Source organism: Streptomyces sp. DT190, from assembly GCF_049846985.1.
GTDB lineage: Bacteria > Actinomycetota > Actinomycetes > Streptomycetales > Streptomycetaceae > Streptomyces.
Genome location: NZ_JBNCNM010000037.1, coordinates 1 through 15,532, shown reverse-complemented (window position 1 = coordinate 15,532; position 15,532 = coordinate 1). Strand labels below are relative to the sequence as shown.

17 protein-coding genes and 4 pseudogenes are annotated in these 15,532 nt (G+C 69.0%); 14 read left to right on the top strand and 7 right to left on the bottom strand.

All coding sequences use genetic code 11. The features are described 5' to 3' along the window. The first annotated feature begins 4 nt into the window (after positions 1-4). On the top strand, positions 5-874 hold the full coding sequence (locus ACPXCS_RS37950; protein ID WP_425952059.1) for a F510_1955 family glycosylhydrolase: 870 nt from the start codon (positions 5-7) through the stop codon (positions 872-874). 36 nt (positions 875-910) lie between these two features. Here ACPXCS_RS37950 and ACPXCS_RS37945 read toward each other — a convergent pair whose 3' ends face one another. Further along, positions 911-1,714, bottom strand: a complete 804-nt coding sequence (locus tag ACPXCS_RS37945; protein WP_425952060.1) for an AraC family transcriptional regulator — start codon at positions 1,712-1,714, stop codon at positions 911-913. Between the two features lie 164 nt (positions 1,715-1,878). On the opposite strand from ACPXCS_RS37945, the gene ACPXCS_RS37940 reads away from it, so the two are divergent. Continuing rightward, on the top strand, positions 1,879-3,348 hold the full coding sequence (locus tag ACPXCS_RS37940) for an MFS transporter (protein ID WP_425952061.1): 1,470 nt from the start codon (positions 1,879-1,881) through the stop codon (positions 3,346-3,348). A gap of 33 nt (positions 3,349-3,381) precedes the next feature. On the opposite strand, the gene ACPXCS_RS37935 is transcribed toward ACPXCS_RS37940, so the two are convergent. Further along, positions 3,382-3,948, bottom strand: a complete 567-nt coding sequence (locus ACPXCS_RS37935) for a hypothetical protein (RefSeq protein WP_425952062.1) — start codon at positions 3,946-3,948, stop codon at positions 3,382-3,384. A 5-nt stretch (positions 3,949-3,953) separates the two neighbouring features. Continuing rightward, complete coding sequence (locus tag ACPXCS_RS37930; RefSeq protein ID WP_425952063.1) at positions 3,954-4,121, bottom strand: hypothetical protein; 168 nt, start codon at positions 4,119-4,121, stop codon at positions 3,954-3,956. A 115-nt stretch (positions 4,122-4,236) separates the two neighbouring features. Between ACPXCS_RS37930 and ACPXCS_RS37925 the strand changes: the two genes are divergently transcribed. The 3 genes from ACPXCS_RS37925 to ACPXCS_RS37915 all read left to right on the top strand — a co-directional run bounded on the left by ACPXCS_RS37925 (position 4,237) and on the right by ACPXCS_RS37915 (position 6,359). Further along, positions 4,237-4,887, top strand: coding sequence for a TetR/AcrR family transcriptional regulator (locus ACPXCS_RS37925; protein ID WP_425952064.1), 651 nt, complete (start codon positions 4,237-4,239; stop codon positions 4,885-4,887). A 142-nt stretch (positions 4,888-5,029) separates the two neighbouring features. Next, the gene (locus ACPXCS_RS37920) at positions 5,030-5,878 is read left to right on the top strand and encodes an IS701 family transposase (RefSeq protein ID WP_425952065.1); all 849 of its coding nucleotides are present in this window, start codon (positions 5,030-5,032) and stop codon (positions 5,876-5,878) included. Next, complete coding sequence (locus tag ACPXCS_RS37915; RefSeq protein ID WP_425952066.1) at positions 5,853-6,359, top strand: transposase; 507 nt, start codon at positions 5,853-5,855, stop codon at positions 6,357-6,359. Before ACPXCS_RS37920 ends, ACPXCS_RS37915 begins: the two co-directional genes overlap by 26 nt. Before the next feature lie 258 nt (positions 6,360-6,617). Here ACPXCS_RS37915 and ACPXCS_RS37910 read toward each other — a convergent pair. Further along, positions 6,618-7,082: pseudogene (locus tag ACPXCS_RS37910) on the bottom strand (lipid II:glycine glycyltransferase FemX); the annotation flags it as partial. 176 nt (positions 7,083-7,258) lie between these two features. Here ACPXCS_RS37910 and ACPXCS_RS37905 point away from each other — a divergent pair. Beyond that, positions 7,259-7,351, top strand: a pseudogene (locus tag ACPXCS_RS37905) (transcriptional regulator); the annotation flags it as partial. A 37-nt stretch (positions 7,352-7,388) separates the two neighbouring features. On the opposite strand, the gene ACPXCS_RS37900 reads toward ACPXCS_RS37905, so the two are convergent. The 3 genes and pseudogenes from ACPXCS_RS37900 to ACPXCS_RS37890 all read right to left on the bottom strand — a co-directional run bounded on the left by ACPXCS_RS37900 (position 7,389) and on the right by ACPXCS_RS37890 (position 8,429). Continuing rightward, complete coding sequence (locus ACPXCS_RS37900; protein WP_425952067.1) at positions 7,389-7,727, bottom strand: STAS domain-containing protein; 339 nt, start codon at positions 7,725-7,727, stop codon at positions 7,389-7,391. Positions 7,728-8,046: 319 nt separating this feature from the next. Next, positions 8,047-8,261: pseudogene (locus tag ACPXCS_RS37895) on the bottom strand (pyridine nucleotide-disulfide oxidoreductase); the annotation flags it as partial. A 3-nt stretch (positions 8,262-8,264) separates the two neighbouring features. Then, entirely contained in the window at positions 8,265-8,429 is a 165-nt protein-coding gene (locus ACPXCS_RS37890) for a hypothetical protein (protein ID WP_425971222.1), read from the bottom strand. A 187-nt stretch (positions 8,430-8,616) separates the two neighbouring features. Here ACPXCS_RS37890 and ACPXCS_RS37885 point away from each other — a divergent pair, with 187 nt between their 5' ends. From ACPXCS_RS37885 to ACPXCS_RS37850, 8 genes and pseudogenes are all read left to right on the top strand, one after another. After that, positions 8,617-9,030 (top strand): hypothetical protein, encoded by a 414-nt coding sequence (locus tag ACPXCS_RS37885; protein WP_425952069.1) that lies wholly within the window; start codon positions 8,617-8,619, stop codon positions 9,028-9,030. Positions 9,031-9,368: 338 nt separating this feature from the next. Beyond that, positions 9,369-9,959 carry a hypothetical protein gene (locus ACPXCS_RS37880; protein WP_425952070.1) on the top strand — a complete coding sequence of 197 codons (591 nt, stop codon included), beginning with the start codon at positions 9,369-9,371 and terminating at the stop codon, positions 9,957-9,959. Positions 9,960-10,056: 97 nt separating this feature from the next. Next, positions 10,057-10,311, top strand: a complete 255-nt coding sequence (locus ACPXCS_RS37875; protein ID WP_425952071.1) for a hypothetical protein — start codon at positions 10,057-10,059, stop codon at positions 10,309-10,311. 666 nt (positions 10,312-10,977) lie between these two features. Then, the gene (locus tag ACPXCS_RS37870; protein ID WP_425952072.1) at positions 10,978-11,574 is read left to right on the top strand and encodes a carbonic anhydrase; all 597 of its coding nucleotides are present in this window, start codon (positions 10,978-10,980) and stop codon (positions 11,572-11,574) included. After that, the gene (locus ACPXCS_RS37865; RefSeq protein WP_425952073.1) at positions 11,571-13,103 is read left to right on the top strand and encodes a SulP family inorganic anion transporter; all 1,533 of its coding nucleotides are present in this window, start codon (positions 11,571-11,573) and stop codon (positions 13,101-13,103) included. The genes ACPXCS_RS37870 and ACPXCS_RS37865 overlap by 4 nt, the downstream gene beginning before the upstream one ends. 246 nt (positions 13,104-13,349) lie before the next feature. Then, positions 13,350-13,571, top strand: coding sequence for a hypothetical protein (locus ACPXCS_RS37860; RefSeq protein WP_425952074.1), 222 nt, complete (start codon positions 13,350-13,352; stop codon positions 13,569-13,571). 11 nt (positions 13,572-13,582) lie between these two features. After that, complete coding sequence (locus tag ACPXCS_RS37855; protein ID WP_425952075.1) at positions 13,583-13,975, top strand: hypothetical protein; 393 nt, start codon at positions 13,583-13,585, stop codon at positions 13,973-13,975. 1,288 nt (positions 13,976-15,263) lie between these two features. Beyond that, a pseudogene (locus ACPXCS_RS37850) lies at positions 15,264-15,532 on the top strand (glycoside hydrolase); the annotation flags it as partial.

Here is a 15,532-nt window from a genome sequence, read left to right as displayed (position 1 = left end):
TATCGTGAACACACGCCCAGCCGTCCGCTCCCTGCTCGCCATCGCGGGCGCCTCGATCGCCCTTCCGATCCTCGTCGCCTGCGGGGGCGGGTCGTCGGACACGGATGAGTCGTCCGCCGCGTCGACATCGTCGGAGACGCTCTCCCACGTGCACGGGCTGGGCGTCGACCCGGCCGACGGACGCGTGTATGTCGCCACCCACAACGGCCTGTACACGGTCGCCAAGGGACAGAAGCCGAAGCTCGTCGGCGACCGCAAGGACGACTTCATGGGCTTCACCGTGACCGGCGAGAACACCTTCATCGCCAGCGGACACGGCGCCCCGGGCAGCGACCGTCCGGCCAACGTCGGACTGATCGAGACCAAGGATGCCGGTCGCACCTGGTCCACCCGGTCGCTGTCCGGGAAGGCCGACTTCCACTCCCTGGACTCGGCCAAGGGCACCGTCTACGGATACGAGGGCGGCCGCGTCCGGGTCAGCAGCGACCTGAAGAACTGGGACGACCGAGCGACACTGGAGGCCCTTGACCTCGCGGTGAGCCCGACCGGCGACAAGCTGCTGGCCACTACGGCAGAGGGCGTCGTCACCAGTACCGACGGGGGCCGTACCTTCCGCAAGGGCACCGAGAACGTCCAGGCGTTTGTGTCCTGGCCCGCGGAGAAGTCCCTGTTCGGCATCGACACGTCCGGGAAGCTGAGCAGTAGCGCAGACGGCGGCAAGACGTGGAAAGACCTCACGACCGTGCCAGGCGGACAGCCGCAGGCGCTGACCGCAGTCAACGCCGACCGCGTCCTCGCGGCGACGATGACAGGTGTGTACGAGTCGCGCGACGGTGGCAAGACCTTCTCCGAGCTGGCACCCCTTGCTTCCTGACCGTAAGCAGCAGGTCGCTGATCACCGTGTGGCCGGTCATTCACCGGAGTCGGGGCTCTGCTCGGATGCCCCGAACATGGCATCGCCGTTGAGGTAGCGCCTCGGGGAAGTGCCGACGGTTCGCCGGAACGCGGCCAGGAAGGCGCTCGCTGTCGCGTACCCCACCGCGTGTGCGACGCGGGATACGGGCTGCCCCTCGGCGAGGAGAGACAAGGCTGCCCGCAGCCGCACATGCGTGCGCCAGCGATCGAAGTTCATGCCGGTGTCGTGGACGAACAGCCGTGTCATGGTGCGTCGGCTCACTCCGACGGCCCGTGCGTGCGCATCGAGGCCGCGCGGGTCCGAGGGATCGGCGAGGAGTGTGTCGGCCACGGTACGCAGGCGCTCGTCGACGGGATACGGCACGTCGATGGGCATGGCGGGCAGCGGGCGCAGCAGGTCCAGCACGACCGCCTCGGCCCGCAGACGCGCGTCATCGGCAAGGTCGCTACGGGCAAGGTAGGCGATCAGGTGGGCCAGCAGTCCGTCGACGCCGACCGGCGTGGGCTCGACCCAGTCCAGGCCACAGCGGTCCGGTTCGAGATAGAGACTGCACATCACCGCGTCGCGGGTCGCACCGGTCCGGTGGACGACCCCTGCGGGCAACCACAGCGCCCGTGTGGGCGGCAGAACCCAGTACGTGTCGTCGACGGCGACACCCAGCACACCACGTCGAGTCCAGGCCAACTGGTGCTGCGGATGGCTGTGCGGCTCGAACCACTGCCCCGACGACAGCGGGAAGCTGCCAACGACGATTGCGCCTATCCCGGTTGGGGCAGCACACGCGACGGCTTCATCCATGCGTCCCAGCGTATGTCCTCAATGCGATACAGCATGGCCTCGTAGCGCATCGCGGCCAACATGCCCGGTGCATAGCCTCGCCTCATGCCGATCACTCATCCGCGCCAGGGGCGCGGCCATCGCCGTATCAGCGTGCCGGGCAGGCCCTCCACGAGGTGCCCGGCATGACCGCCGCATCGGCCCAGGCCTCGGGCACCAACCGCCGTCTCCCCGCGCTGATCGTGCTGTGCTTCGTGCAGTTCATGCTCGTCCTGGACGACACAGTCGTGAGCGTCGCGCTCCCCAGCATGCAGGGCGATCTCGGCTTCAGCACCGCGGGCCTTGCCTGGGTCGTCAACGCCTACTTCCTCGCCTTCGGCGGACTACTGCTGCTCTTCGGTCGCGCGGCTGATCTGCTGGGCCACCGAAGGGTCTTCCTGGCCGGTGTCGCGCTGTTCGGTGCGGCGAGCCTGGTCTGCGGTCTCGCCCAGGAACCCTGGCAGCTCGTTGCCGGACGGTTCGTCCAGGGTGCGGGCGCGGCCATGGCCAGTCCTGCCGCGCTGGCACTGATCACACTCGTGTTCCCTGGCCCCGAGGAGCGCGCCAAGGCACTCGGCATCTGGGGCGGCATCGCGGGTCTGGGCGGCACGCTGGGCCTGGTGATCTCCGGTGCGCTGACCGGCCTCGCTTCCTGGCGCTGGATCTTCCTCATCAACCTGCCGGTGGCCGTCGTGGCCCTCGTACTGCTCCCGCGCCTGGTCTCCGAGAGCAGGGCACTGCATCAGGCACGTATGGACGTGCCTGGTGCAGTACTGGGCACCGGCGCGCTCGTGTCCCTGGTCTACGGCCTGCTGCATACCGGGGAGTCGGGCTGGGGTCATGCGGCCTCCGTCGTGCCGCTGGTCCTCGCCGTCGTCCTGGCGATCTCGTTCCTCGCGGTCGAGACACGTACCGCCGAGCCCCTCGTGCCGTTGGCGTTCCTGTCCGCACGGATCCGCGCCGTCGCCAACGGTACGACCTTGCTGTTCTCAGCCGCCTTCTATGCGATGGCCTTCCTACTGATGCTGCATCTGCAGACCGTTCTGGACTACGGTCCGCTGACGGCCGGCGTCGCATACCTTCCTTACGGGGGCGGCATCCTCGCCGGCATGTGGCTCTCCTCCCGCGCGGTGCTCAGGCTCGGGGTACGCACGACCCTCGTCACAGGGTTTCTGATCAGCGCAGCCGGACTACTCCTGCTGTCCGGTGTGGCGGCCGGCGACGGCTACGCGTCCGGAGTGCTGCCCGGCATGCTCGTGACGAGTCTTGGCTGCGGACTGAGTCTGCCCGCCCTCGCGGTGGCCGCGCTCACGGGCACCACCGGGGAGAACGCCGGCCTCGGCTCGGCGGTCCTGAGCTCCGTTCAACAAGTCGGCGGCGCGGTGGGGTTGGCGGCGTTGGTTACCCTGGCGGCACGCCGCAGCGACCACTTGGCCGACTCGGTCACCCCGGAGCGGGCCGCGACGGAAGGCTTCTCGTTCGCACTCACCATCGCAGCCGTCCTCCTGGTGCTGGGCGCCGGCCTCATCGCCGCTTTGCTCGGGAAGAAACAGCAAAAGAAACAGCACACGGGGCACGCGGTCGACGCCCGCGAAGCTCCGGCAGACCACGGGTAGCGGGTCGTGCCAGGGGCGTTTCGCCTGCCCGTATCAGGAGGCCGTCAGACCTGCTGCTTGGTCACCTCGGGCCGCGGGCTGCTGCTGGGCGCGGAGCTCATGTTGTTTGCGCCATCCGTAACGGGTCAGGCCTCTCGGCTTGTACACCGACAGCGTGACCGCCACGAGCAGTACCAGGAGGGCAGCGGCGGCGTCGGCCATCAACTGGATCCTCATCCCGTTGAGGTCGCCGCCGGACAGGTTCGTCGTGGCTGCGGCATCGGCAACGTGACCGGCCACCTGCATGTGCACCAATAGAAGAACGGTCGCGACGACAGTGATCGCCAGCTTGAACAGCACCCAGTAATGACGGAACAGGCCCCACGCCGTACCCAGCGCCTGGATGAGCCCGGTGAGCAGCGAGGCGAGGCTCAACGGGACCAGGACAAGCCAGCCGGTCAGTTCCATAGCGAGATAGGCGCCGCGCACCGTCTGGGCGTTCTGACTGGTCAGACCCGCAATCGCGAGGGCGAGGAAGACGACGACGGCGCCGAGCCAGCCGACCGATGAAGTGACGTGCATGGTCAGCGCGAACTTGCGGAGGCGAGGGTTCATGGTCATCGCGATCAGTGGTTGCCCATGTTGCCGCCGAGCGTGTGCATGAGTACAACCGCCACGAGCAGAGCGACACCGACGGCGATGGCGAACGCCTTCGCCCAGCGCGGCATGCCGGGGTGTGCCGTGGGATCGGGCCCGTGACCGGTGGCATCGGGGCGAGAAGGTGGCTCGGCCATGGGCGTGTCCCTCACTGAGTGGATGTCGTGCGGTTCCGTACTCACACTTTACGAGACACTCTGTCTACGGTGTCAATCACTGTGTATCGACAGCGCCACCCCGTACACTGATGCGGTGCCCAAGCTGTGGAACGAGACGATCGATGCACACCGCCGCGCGGTGCGCGACGCGATTCTGAACACCACGGCGGAGCTGGCCGCCGAGCACGGAGTGCGGTCAGTGACGATGTCGCAGATCGCCGAGAAGGCCGGCATCGGCCGGGCCACGCTGTACAAGTACTTCTCCGACGTCGAGGCGATACTGCTCGCCTGGCACGATCGCCAGATCACCGAACACCTGGGTCAGCTGACGGAGGTCCGGGACCAGGCCGATGGCCCCGGCAATCAGCTCGAGGCGGTCCTGAGGGCGTTCGCTCACATCTCACGCCAGTCCGGCGGGCACCACGGCACCGAACTCGGGGTGTTCCTTCACCGGGACGAGCGCGTCATCCAAGCACAGCAGCAGCTCCACGGCATGATTCGGGACCTGCTGACCGAGGGTGCGCAGACCGGTATCTTCCGCGACGATGTCACGCCGGACGAGCTGGCGACATATTGCCTCCACGCACTGACGGCAGCTGCCGCCCTGCCCTCCGAAGCGGCGGCTGACCGGCTCGTCACAGTGACCCTTTCCGGGCTGCAGGACGGCCACGCTGTGCCGGACGACCGTCGACCGACGAGCCGACGCGAGCACCACATTCGACACAGGGGGCACTCAGATCGCTGAGCTCGCCCCATGCCTGGTCGACGTACAGGCAGTAGACGATGCGGCGGCCGTCGCGCTGTTCGGTGACCGGACCTAGTAGCGCTTCGTTACGTCGGGTGATCTCGCCTGGTGTTGGGCACCTTCCTGGTATGAGGTTGGGGAGGTGGAGCGGCTCCGGGGTGAATTATCGGAGTTCGTTGCGGATGTGTTCGCCTCGTTGCCGCGGCGGGATCAGCGGCGGTGGGGCGAGTGTTATCTGCGGGGTCTGATGCTGGACGGCCGACGCAAGTCGATCCAGCCGATGGCCGAGCGGCTGCCGGACGGCAACATGCAGGCCCTGCAGCAGTTCGTGAACCAATCACCGTGGGAGTGGACGCCGGTGCGGCGGCGGATCGCCCAAAGGCTGTGCGAGGCGATCGCACCGCAGGTGTGGGTGGTCGACGATGTGTCGTTTCCCAAGTGCGGCACCGCCTCGGCCGGGGTGGCCCGCCAGTACTGCGGGGCCTTGGGCAAGCGGGCGAACTGCCAGGTCGCGGTCAGCGTGCACGCCGCCACCGACGCCGCCTCCTGCCCGCTGGAGTGGGAGTTGTTCCTGCCCCAGGAATGGGTGCAAGACGACAGGCGGCGACAGCGAGCCGCCATTCCCGAGGAGGTCGGGCATGCGTCCAAAGCCCCACCTCGCTCTGGGCCTGCTAGACCGGCTGGCCGGACAGGGGCTGGCGGTCCGGTGATCGTGGCAGATGCCGGCTATGGCCGCAGCGTCTCTTTCCGGCTCGCGCTGGAGGAACGTGGCTGGTCCTACGTCCTGGCCGTCGACCCCCAGGAGCGCCCGGCCGGCCACCGCCGAGCCGTATCAGCCCGACTACGGCGGCCTGGGACCACCCACACTGCCCCGCTATCGCGACACCGGCCGGCCCCCGCCCGACCTCGTCAACGACACCACAGCGTTCCAGCCGGTCGCGTGGAGGCAGGGCAGCAAAGGAAGGATGACCTCGCGTTTTGCGGTGCTTGAGGTCCGGCCGTCGGGCAAGGAGGCCACTCGCAGCGCGCAGGAGAAGGCCGGAGGGCGCAGCTGCTGGAACAGTGTGCTGCCCCTGCGGACCCTGCTCGTCGAGCAGCCCGAAGACGCTGTCGAACCGACGGGCTACTGGATGACCAACCTGCCAGTCACCACCCCGGTCGCCGACCTGGTGCGGTGGGCGAAGATGCGCTGGCGGATCGAGCACGACTACCGCGAACTCAAGCACGGCCTGGGCCTGGACCACTTCGAAGGCCGCACCTGGCGCGGCTGGCACCACCACGTCACCCTCGTCACCGCCGCCCAGGCCTTCCTCACCCTTAGGCGGCTCGCCCAAAAGCCCAGACGCCAGCCTGGCCCTCTACCAGGTCCTCGACGTTCTTCAGGACCTGTTGAGGTGCTGGACCGGCATCTACACCACCTGCGGCCGACCCCTGCCGACCAGAAGAACCAGAACCTAACGAAGCACTACTAGGATGCGGACTCCGGCGGCACGGTTACGCTTCCCGTCCGGCTTCGGCCCACGGCGGCGTGCAGCCGTGTCGGACGTGCGCCCGATCTGGAGGCGCGCGCCTCCCGCACCCCCGGGCTTCCGCTGACTCAGCAGAGCGAAATCAAGTACTAAATTGCTTAGAACTTCGCGGCTACTGTTGCCCCATGACCGATCCGCACGCCCCGGGGCTGCCCTCAGCGCCGTGCCAGATACCTCTGCATGGCACGGTGCAGGGTCTAACGACCGCTCCTGCGGATCCGGTACGTCGGGCACACCCCGCATGTCGTACACCTCGGCACCCAGCGCGTGCGCGTCCTTGAGCATCCGCCACTGCAGGGCGTTGCTCGGCCGCACCTCGCGGCGGTGGTCCGCGGACGCCCCGGTCTGGTACCAGGCCCGGCGCCCCGTCACGATCATCGTGTGCGCGGCGAGCACCTCCCCGTCGTGCCAGGCCAGGTACAACCGCATGCGGCCGGGCTCTTCCGCGTTGAGCTGATCGTACTGGCGCTGGAAATACTCCAGCGAGCGTCCGAGCCGGAAGCCGTCGCGCTGCTCGGTGAGCTGCAGCAGCCGGCAGAACTCCGGCAGATGGTCGGCCGTACCGACGCAGGGCCTGACGTCGGACTTCAACGCCTTCTTTACGTTCATATCGGCCCGTCTCCTCTCGACGGGGTGAGGATCAGCCAGGCCATGCCACATCTGCTGACATCTTCAAGGCTCTGGCCCGGTGACATGGACCGCGCCCTCGGCCCAGGCGTGCCCGGCCTGCTCCGACGGGTCGATGAGGGCGCCCGGGCCATGCCTGTCTCGATTCCATTCTCGCTCCGCGACACCCAGCTGAGGTATAGACCAGTGGCCCATATCGAGGGGCCGGTGGCCGGCTGCTCACCTCCGAGCAGCGCGGCACCTGGGCGTACCACCGCGTCGAGCCGTCGGTGCTCGCCGCGAGGGGCAAGCTGCTGACCACGGCCGCCCCAACAGCTTGCCCCCCAACCCCGGGTGGTCGTCGGCTTACTCCTCGATCGTCGCTACCACATCGACGCCGGCATGCCGCAGGGTCCGCTGCACGTTGCGGCGGGCGCCGCGGACGATGAGGTCGGCCGGCGCCGGCGCACTCGTCATCGCGCGGAACAAGGCGTAGGCGCACGCGAGGTCAAGCCGTTCAAGGTCGCTCATCTCCAGCACCCAGGCGCCTGCCTGCCTCAGGCGCTGGTCGAGGAGTCGTTCCTCCAGCTCGCGTAGCACGTGTGCGTCCACGACACCCGAGAAGGCCAGGACGGCGCGCTGCCCGTCAGCCTCGGCGATCCTCACCGTCCCGGGCTGCGGCCGCGCGGGGCGTTCGTCTGCCACGGCGACCTCCTCAGTAGCGAGCAGGGTGTGCATCCCATTCTCTCAACGACCACGTCTGCGCGCCGGTGCCCGGACGGCCGGCGCGACAACCGTGAGAGCGAGCGTCCGGGCGGCGTGCTCTTTCCGCGTCGGCACCCGGGAGCGTCGGCCGGTGGCGCAGCGTGGAACTGGCGGAGCGACGTCGGCCTGCGGCCAGTCCGGGCGCGTCGCCTCAGGTGTCCTAGATGATCGAGCAGACCGTGGCCGGCTCTCCGCACGGCCGGTCGTCGGCGGTCCGGCAGGTCTCCACCAGTGCCTGGCGCAGTGCCAGGAAATCCGCGCGGGCGGCGCGCACCGGCGGGACGGCCACGATGTCGCGAGCGAGGCGACGCCACCGGCGTCGGTGCGGCCCTCATCGAGCGCGCGGCGGCGGGCGGTGGCGACGCCGGGCAGGACGCGGCCGGGGACGTCGTTGGCCAGAAGCCGCGACGGGCGATGCGTCGCCCACGTCACCTCAACGCCGCCGAGGGCCAGGTCGGCTGCGATCTGCCGTCCGCGTCACCGGGTGCGCCTGCGGCGGTGGTGGGGGACAAAACCGCCCGTCCCGATGACCTGCACGAGGACGACCGCCACGACGACGGCCCCGGCGCCCCAGCCCAGCCACTGCGAAGCCGCCAGCAAGGAGTCGCCCAGCACAAGATGCACGACGGCCAGCAGCGCCACGGCTCCGATGACTGCCCGGACGGTCCATCGGCGGGTCGTGCCGCTTGCATGACCAGAGCGTCTCCATTGGCGGAGCGGCATATGACTCCCAGAGCGCCGAAGCCGGGCACGGGGAGGCGCCGCCACATCGAGCGGGCAACCTCGAAGTCGACGACGCGGCGTCGTCCGGACTCGCTATGATCACGCCGTGCTCACGGAACGGACGGCCACAGCCCCGCCGCGAGCCCGTGCGCGGGCTCCGCAGCCCTCCCGTCTGCTGTGGCTCGCGTTGTTGCTGTTCAGCCTGCTGTTCACCCATGGACTACATGGAGAGAGTGCTGCCGGGCACCTCGCTGCGGGCGTCACCGCGTCACTTCCCGTGAATGAAACGGAGCCTCCGGCCGGCGACGAGGACCGTCAGCACGGGGACGGCGAGTTCGCGGAATCCGCGGACAACTGCGCCCCGAGCCAGCCGAACGAGGCCCTCGATGTGCCTCCGCCCGGCAACTCGCCACTCGAAGTGACCGCACTCTGCCGCCTGTTGCCGCACTCCGGCATGAGGACCGGCGTCGCGGACCTGGTCACCGATTTCGTGACCGCAACGTCCGTATTGCGCATTTAGACAGATGGGGTGCGCCCCACCCTGACCGCTGTTCACGAGCGCACGTTCCGGCTCCGTGAAGGGCTTCGCACGTCCTGACCCAGCCAGGCAGCGACGCACCCGCGCCCCTTCGACCACGGCTGAGCGCTGCCGTGGCGCTGCTGCCTGCGATCACCTCCTTCCCGAACTTCGTGTACTACGACTCGCCGAAAGGCCCTGCCTTGTCCCTTGTCACCGATCGCCCCGCACACCCCGCACCTCAGCCGCCCCCGTCAGGCGGCCGAGCGGCCGCTCGCCGCGCTCGCGGACGACGGCGCGCCCGCAAGCCCGCACCGCTCGCGGGCCGTTACATCGGATACGTGCTGTACTTCGTCGGTGCGGGCCTCATCAGCGGCGCCGTGGTCCACCATCCTCTGGATCCGGCCCGCTACACGAAAATCGCCGTCATCGGCGTCCTGGTGTTCCTGGCCGCGACAGTGGTCAACGAGTTTCTTCTCGCCACCGACCGGCCCGCGCTGCGGCGCGCGATCCTCGTCATCGGGGCTTCACTGCTGCTCTCGTTCGGCATCGGCATGCTCAGTGGCGGCCTGCAGCACTTCGAGGACTTCCCGGACCGCGGGGCCGTGCTCGTCCCCCTGGGGATAACGGTCTCCTTCATCGCCTTCGTACTCAAGGACGCCCACTCCTCCTGGCGCCGCATCTTCGGCCCCATGGGGCTGGCCGTCCTCCTCACCGCGGCCGTCAGCTTCTTCGGGCTGCGGGCAGTGGCGGACGGTCTGGGCGAGTCCTCCGGAGAGAGTGGGCACAGCCACGGGGAGGGCACGGAGACGTCCGACGAGCACGCCACCACGGAGGAGCCCCCCGCTTCCGACACCGAATCCGCGGCACCAGAGACGAGCGCGTCAACCGACGCCGAGGCCGGTCACACGGAAGACGGACACAGCCACTGAAACGCGGGGCCGGGCAGCGGCACCTACTAAGAACCTTAGAGCCGCTCGGGTAACCTGGGCGTCGCACACCCCCAACAGCGGGGGCCCGGAGGGGGACATGACCGGACACAGCAACGCCTACATCCCGAGGGGCACCACCAGCACCCTTCACGTCGCTTCGGACGTCAAGGAGGAAGACGGGTTCCTGTCGGGGATCTCCACCATCAGCACACTCGCGATGGCGCTGGCCGCGGCCCTTGCGGTGATCCTTGTAGCAGAGCTGATATGGAGGGAGCGGCGGCAGCGCAGGCGGGAAAAGCGGGTGAGGTCTGCCCCGGAAACCGATCCCCATGGGGGTGACATCTCGCCGTAACCAATCCAACGGCGACTACGGTTAATGTACTAATGAACTTAGCGGAGTGCGGTGCAGGTCTCCGTTGCGCAGCTCCATGCTGCACGCACAGACGTACGACGAGGAGCTGAACGCAAGTGTCACAAGGCAAGTCGGCACGGGCCTTTTTCGCCGCCCTCGGCGCCGCGTTGCTGGCACTTCAGCTCTTCACGCACACGGCTCCCATCGCGGCCGTCCACGAGTCGGGGACGACGACGTCCCAAGGCGAGGCAGCGGACTATGAGGTCTGTGATGCCACGCACTCCTCACCTGAGGAGATGTCCGAGCACTCCCTGACCCGCGATCGCCAGCGAGCCGGCGAGCACAGCTCTGACGGCCCTTCCCGCAGCACCCAGACCACGGACACCAACGCGGTCGCAGCGCCGTCGGCCTCGTCACCGAACAGAAACGCGCACAGCCGGCAGGGACCACCGGCCTCAGACCTCTCACCGGCGGCGATTCAGGTCTTCCGCTGCTGATCCAGCCCACGGGCAAGTGCCATACCGGACGGCTGAAGCCATGCTCCCAGCCGCCTCGCACCCTCGCACGCTCGAAGGCGTTCCGAGGCAGTTCCGCTTGCCCGCCGCAGTGACATACCGCACCTGACGAATCGACGCGCCCTCGCGGCGCGCCCAGGAGGCATCTCACATGCAGCCCTTCATCGACAACGCCCGCTCATTCCGGCAACAGACCGCTGCACGGCCCGAAGAGTTCGCCCGACTCGCCGAAGGCCAAGCCCCACAGGCCCTGTTCATCACCTGCTCCGACTCGCGGGTCATACCGTCCCTGATCACCGGTGCCCGCCCGGGCGAGCTCTTCGAACTCCGCACCGCGGGCAACATCGTGCCCCCGTACACCCTCGCTCGGCCGACCAGTGAGGCCGCCACCATCGAGTACGCGGTGGAGGTACTCGGCGTCAACGACGTGGTTGTCTGTGGCCACTCCCACTGCGGCGCGGTCGGCGCGCTCGTACGCGGCGACGACCTGACCGCCGTACCCGCCGTGCGCGACTGGCTCGCCCATACCGCACCGCGGCCGGGAGACACGACAGCACCGGACGACCCCACCGTCGCGGACGCGGTGCAGTCCCACGTACTGGCGCAGATTCTGAGGCTGCGCTCATACCCGTGCATCGGGCCGCGGCTGGAGGCGGGCGAACTACGCCTGCACGCTTGGTTCTACGAGATCCACACCGGCACCGTGCTGGCCCACCAGCCGCGCACCGACACCTTCGTCGCGCTGTGAGCGCCCACCGGAAGGGCGCCCGTACGACGCCCACGGGCAGCCGGGGGCACGGCCGCCGCCACAGTAACGCGGGATCTTCGGCAGCGACTCTCCGGCAGGACTTCGCCGCCTCGCTCGTCGTCTTCCTCGTCGCCCTGCCGCTGTGCGTGGGCGTCGCCGTCGCCTCCGGCGTCCCGGCCGAACTCGGCCTCGTCACCGGCATCGTGGGCGGCATTGTCACCGGGCTGCTGCCCGGCAGCAGTCTGCAGGTGTCGGGCCCGGCCGCCGGTCTGACCGTGCTGGTCTTCGAAGCCGTACGCGAGTACGGGCTGCCCGGACTCGGCGTCATCGTGCTGGCCACCGGGGTACTCCAACTCCTCATGGGCGGCCTGAAGTTCGGGCGCTACTTCCGGGCCATCTCGGTCGCCGTGGTCGAGGGCATGCTGGCCGGGATCGGGTTGGTGCTGATCGCGGGCCAGCTGTACTCCATGTCGGGGGTCAAGGCTCCGGCCGAGGGCCTGGCCAAGCTCGCCGGGCTGCCGGGGATGTTCACCGACGCGGTGGGGTCGCCCGGTGCGCGGGCCGCGCTCGGCCTCGGTGCGGGCACGATCGCCGTACTCGTGCTGTGGAAGAAGCTGCCGAAGGCGATCCAGGTGGTGCCGGCGCCGCTCGCCGCCGTGGGACTCGCCACGGCCGCTTCGGTGTTCCTCGGCCTGCCGGTGGCCAAGGTGGAGGTGCAGGGACTGCTCGGCGCGATACAGCCGCCGACGCCCGGTTCCTTCGGGGACCTGGTGGACGTCGGGTTGCTCAGCACCGTTCTCGCCTTCACGCTGATCGCGTCGGCGGAGAGCCTGTTCAGCGCGGCCGCGGTGGACCGGCTTCACGAGGGGCCACGCACTCAGCACGACAAGGAACTGATGGCGCAAGGTGCGGGTAACACCGTCTGCGGGCTGCTCGGCGCGCTGCCGATGACCGCGGTCATCGTGCGCAGTGCGGCGAACGTCCAGGCGGGCGCCCGCACCAAAGCATCCCGGGTCCTGCACGGCGTGTGGCTGCTGCTGTTCGCGGCGCTCCTTCTGGCCGCGCTCGGAGTCATTCCGATTCCGGCGCTCGCCGGCATCCTCGTCTACTCGGGTTTCAAGCTGATCCCGGCCAAGGAGGTGAAGGCGCTGTGGCGGGATCACCGCGGTGAGGCAGTGATCCTTGTCGTCACGGCGGCGTCGATCGTCGCGGTCAGCATGTTCGAGGGCGTGCTCATCGGCCTGGCCCTCGCCGTGGTCAAGACTGCGTGGGATGCCTCGCACGTCCGGCTGGAGATCATCGACAAGGGTGCCGGACCCATCCAGGCGCACCTGAAGGGCAACGCCACCTTCCTGCGGCTGCCGAAGATCCTCGACAGTCTGGAGGCGCTGCCCCAGAACCGCCCCGTCGAGGTCAACCTGTCGGGAGTGCACCACCTCGACCACGCCTGCCGCACCGCTCTGGAGAACTGGGCGGCGCGGCACAGCTCGGAGGGCACGGAGCCCGTCAAGGTCACATCGGCCGTCTGACAGACCGACTAGGCCGCGGTGCCGGGCGGATGCGGGTACCGCGGCGCGGTTCGGACTCGCCTCGGTGGACCCTGCGGAAAACTGTGACTTCGCAGGTCCTTGTTTCGCCTCGGTCCGGGCCCGGAAAGCGTCCCTCGTGCCGTGACGTGGTGACGGCACCGGATGGAATGCGTCCCGGTCCGGTGGGCGGCCACAATGAGCTCGTGGACGCATGGTGACAGCGGCCCTCGGCAATGGGACGGCGGGATGGGCGACCTCGTGGAGACGGCGAGAGTACGTGGACGGCGACGGCTGCCCTTCCGGATGATCTGGGAGGAGCGTGACCGGCATCGGTGGGCGGGGCCGCTGGCGGCCGTCGGCCTCGTGTCGGGAGGGCTGCTGGCCGTTGTTGGGCTGCCTCCGGTGGATCTGCACGGCCCGCTGCACTACGCGGGCGTAATGGATCCGCTGTGCGGCGCCACCCGCTGAGTGCAGCGGCGATGCTCGGAGACATCGGCGACGCGTGGCGCTACACCCCGCTCAGCCTCGTCCTCGTCCTGGGAGCCGCCGGAGCGCTGCTGCGTGAGGCGATCGGCCGACTGCGCGGGCGGTGGCCGAACCTCCGGGTCACGCACCGCCGGACCGCGGTCGCGGCCGGCGTCGCCCTCCTCGCCGCGCTGGAGGCCAACCAGCAGGCGCACGCCGATCTGCTGCGCACCGGCCCGGGCACCGCACCGTCCGCCTGGCTGCTGCTGTCCATCACATTGCCGCTGGCCGCGGCCGTGGTGCTCCTGACACTGCTGCTGATCCGACGGGCCGGTCGCCGGCCTCATCCTCCGACCACACCTTTCCGCGCGGGCGCTCGCTCCCGTACGGGTGGTCCACGTGACTGAGACGGCGTCGGCGACCACCGTGCCACCGCTTCCGCGAAACCTTTCAGTCTCCCCACGGAGGGTGTGGCGGTCGCGCACCGTGTGCCGCGGTCGGCCGCGGAAGAGCACGGCGGAGCACTTGGACAACGCCGACGAAGTCGTCGCACTCGGACCGGCACGCGGGGCAGTGGTCGAGGTCGGCCCGGATCGGCACGTCCTCCCCCGGCTCGGCGCCCCGATCGCATACACCCCCAGCCATTCGCGGATCTCGTCGCATCCTGCTGCGGGATTCGGCATGCGCCATCGCCCTCTCGTGTCGCGTCCGGCGCTTCGGGGCGCGGTCAGGTGCGGTGCCGGGGCCAGCGCGGCCCTTGGCGACCGGGGCCTCGGCAGCGGTGACGTTCTGCTGCCGGACCTGGGCGGCCTTCGGCGCGCACGGTTGGGCCCGCAGCACGTTGATCTGTGGTTCCAACTCGGCGGCGGACGAGATACCGGTCTTGTAGCGCCTGTCTCCTGCGGCGCACGAGCTGGCGGCCAGGCCCTTGCCATGGCCGCCACTCATCCGGTCCCTCATGAACATTTTGCCCGGCGGGCAGAGGGCGAGCACGCACAAGCCGCATGGCCACCACGTGCCGGCACGGCTCGACCAGTGGCACCAGCGCAGGCACCGCGACCGATGCAAGCACTACTGTCCGGGCACATGGAGCTCCTCACCTCCATCGACCGCTCAGGCTCCCCGCAAGCTCGTGGGGCATCGTCACGAGGTGGCCTTCCAGATGCGTCTCTCCCGGTTCGTATGTCCGGTGCCGCGGGCCCGCCCTGGGCTCGGAAGCCGTCGCCGGGGTGGACGGGCGGCATCGTCCGGATGCGTCACGACGCCGACGGTCAGGTGAAGAGCGACTCCGCTCTCCGCATGCTTCCGTCAGTCCTGACAGTCAATGAATTTTCTACGATGCACCTAAGTGCCTTGGGGGCCAAGCTACCGCATACCCACTCTCAACACCCAAGAAGTCGTGTCGTGCAGCGCGAGCAGACCGTCCCGGCAAGGCGTCGCCCATTCAAGAGCCCGGGACCCAGAGACCGTCAGCAGCCAGGACCACCGAAGACCGTTCCGTGACTTGCATCACGCCTGCCGACCTCCCCAGAAGCGGAGCTTGGCCACCAACTCCGATCAGTGGTAGTTCGAGGGGCAATTCGGGCGTATCTACGAAGCTCCTTGGTAGCAGACTTGCAAGAGGAGCCTGGAATGACCGTTATGGCGCCAACGAGGAGGGTTCCGCGGCGAATTCCGGGCCCCGGTTGAGCAAGTGTGGCCCACCGCACACTCCTTGAAGATGTGGAGGAGGCCCTGATACCGGTTGTTCTCATGTCCCACACCGCTCACATGCCAAGCCACCGGAAGCCCCGCCGCAACACGTCACACATGGCGGTGCGGGCCAGGGTTGCTGGTGGCGTACTCAGCGCGCTGGCGGTGGCTGGTGCATCTGCCGCCTCGGCGAACGCTGCTGAGCCGGCGACTCAGACGCTCGAACTGCCCACTCTCACGGCCGACCTGGCCGCGCAGGTCTCGCGGTCCGC